At 64.6% G+C, this 2,688-nt stretch carries 2 protein-coding genes; both read left to right on the top strand.

The features are described 5' to 3' along the window. Window positions 1-2,392: beta strand repeat-containing protein (locus tag GJ654_RS20590; protein ID WP_196305648.1), on the top strand; the 2,392-nt coding region annotated here is incomplete at its 5' end. Between the two features lie 68 nt (window positions 2,393-2,460). Continuing rightward, a partial coding sequence (locus GJ654_RS21025; protein ID WP_210350862.1) for a hypothetical protein occupies window positions 2,461-2,688 on the top strand: 228 nt, incomplete at its 3' end.

The raw sequence follows: 2,688 nt of genomic DNA, 5'->3' as shown, positions 1-2,688 counted from the left end.
GCTTCTCGTCCTCACCGGCGCCGCCGCCATCAACGGAACCGGAAACGCGCTCAACAACACGATCAGCGGCAACGACGGCGCCAATATTCTCAATGGCGGCGGCGGCTCTGACATCCTGATCGGCGGCCTCGGCGACGACACCTATGTCACCGATGGTGGCGACACCATCACCGAGGCTGCGAATGCCGGAACGGACACGGTGCAGAGCTCCGTCAGCCTGACGCTCGGGGCGAACCTCGAAAACCTGACCCTCACCGGAACCGCCGCGATCAACGGAACCGGCAACGCGCTGAACAACACCATCACCGGCAATGCCGCAGCCAATGTCCTGAACGGCGGCGCCGGCGTGGACGTGCTGATCGGCGGCCTCGGCGACGACACCTATTACGTCGACAATACCAGCGACGTGGTCCGGGAAGTCTCCGGCGGCGGCGTCGACGTCGTGATTGCCTCGGCGACCTTCTCGATGGCGGGGCAGAACATTGAAAATCTGACGCTGACCGGCTCCAGCGCGATCAACGCCACTGGCAATGGTCTCGCCAATCATCTGATCGGCAACGCCGCCGCCAACGCGCTCAACGGCGGCGGGGGCGCTGACGTCATGGAGGGCGGTCTCGGCAACGACACCTATGTCACCGACGGCGGCGACACGATCATCGAAGCCGCTAACGCTGGCACAGACACGGTGCAGAGCTCGGTCACCCTGATGCTCGGGGACAATCTCGAAAACCTGACCCTCATCGGAACCGCCGCGATCAACGGAACCGGCAACGCGCTCAACAACACGATCACCGGCAATGCCGCCGCCAATGTCCTGAACGGCGGCGCCGGCGTGGACGTGCTGATTGGCGGCCTCGGCGACGACACCTATTACGTCGACAATACCAGCGACGTGGTCCGGGAAGTCTCCGGCGGCGGCGTCGACGTCGTGATTGCCTCGGCGACCTTCTCGATGGCGGGGCAGAACATCGAAAATCTGACGCTGACCGGCTCCAGCGCGATCAACGCCACCGGGAACGGTCTTGCCAATCATCTGATCGGCAACGCCGCCGCCAACGCGCTCAACGGCGGCGGCGGCGCTGACGTCATGGAGGGCGGTCTCGGCGACGACACCTATGTCACTGATGGTGGCGACACGATCACCGAGGCGGCGAACGCCGGAACGGACACGGTGCAGAGTTCTGTGAGCCTGACGCTCGGGGACAATCTCGAAAACCTGACCCTCATCGGAACCGCCGCGATCAACGGAACCGGCAACGCGCTCAACAACACGATCACCGGCAATGCCGCCGCCAATGTCCTGAACGGCGGCGCCGGCGTGGACGTGCTGATTGGCGGCCTCGGCGACGACACCTATTACGTCGACAATACCAGCGACGTGGTCCGGGAAGTCTCCGGCGGCGGCGTCGACGTCGTGATTGCCTCTGTGACCTTCTCACTGGCGGGGCAGAACATCGAAAATCTGACGCTGACCGGCTCCGACGCGATCAACGCTACCGGAAACGGTCTCGCCAATTATCTGATCGGCAACGCCGCCGCCAACGTGCTCAACGGCGGCGGCGGCGTTGACGTCATGGAGGGCGGCCTCGGCGACGACACCTATGTCACCGATGGCGGCGACACGATCATCGAAGCCGCTAATGCTGGCACAGACACGGTGCAGAGCTCGGTCACCCTGACGCTCGGGGACAATCTCGAAAACCTGACCCTCACCGGGACCGCCTCCGACGGAACCGGCAACGCGCTGAACAACACCATCACCGGCAACGCCGCCGCCAACGTGCTCAACGGCGGCGCCGGCGTGGACGTGCTGATCGGCGGCCTCGGCGACGACACCTATTACGTCGACAACGCCGGCGACGTGGTCAAGGAAGCCGCTGGCGGGGGCGTTGATACCGTGAACGCCTCGGTGACCTTTTCTCTGGCGGGGCAGAACATCGAGAATCTGACGCTGACCGGCTCCGCCGCGATCAACGCCACCGGAAACGGTCTCGCCAACCATCTGATCGGCAACGCCGCCGCCAACGTACTTAGCGGCGGCCTGGGCACCGACACCCTGGAGGGCGGCCTGGGAGCTGACAGATACCTCTTCAACACCACGCTGAACGGCGTGAGCAATGTCGACACAATCGTCGGCTTCTCGGTGGTTGACGACAAAATCGCGCTTGACCACTCGGTATTCGCCAGCCTCACCACGCTTGGAACCTTGTCGGCGGACGCGTTCTATATCGGCGCCGGTGCGCATGACGCCACCGATCGGCTCATCTACAACGCCGGCGTCGGCGGACTGTATTACGACGCCGATGGCAACGGCGCCGGGGCGGCGGTTCAGTTCGCAACGCTTTCGACGGGGCTCAACACGCTCGCCAACACCAACTTCGTGGTGGTGTGAGGCCGCTGAGCAAAGGAGCGGAGCCGGCGCCGCTCTTGAGCGGACGCCGCGCTTAATGGCGGCGACATTTGGTGTTGACGAGCTGTGTTGGCGGCAGTGCGCGCGGGCGTGGATCGAAACGCATCCTGCGCCCCAACGGCGCGCTCGCGCCGCTGCGCCGCCGTTTTTCCCGCGTTTGGCCGCTGCTGTCAGCGCCGCTTGCTGCGTTGAGCAGCGCCTCAGGCGACGGGATCGACGAGATAATGCGAGCACATTTGCAGGAACCGCCTGTTGTACTTGCGTTCCTTGCCGACGAA

The organism is Rhodoblastus acidophilus (assembly GCF_009720655.1).
Classification (GTDB): Bacteria; Pseudomonadota; Alphaproteobacteria; order Rhizobiales; family Beijerinckiaceae; genus Rhodoblastus; species Rhodoblastus acidophilus_A.
The sequence above is the reverse complement of the archived record's forward strand: the minus strand, read 5'-3'. Positions and strand labels throughout refer to the sequence as shown.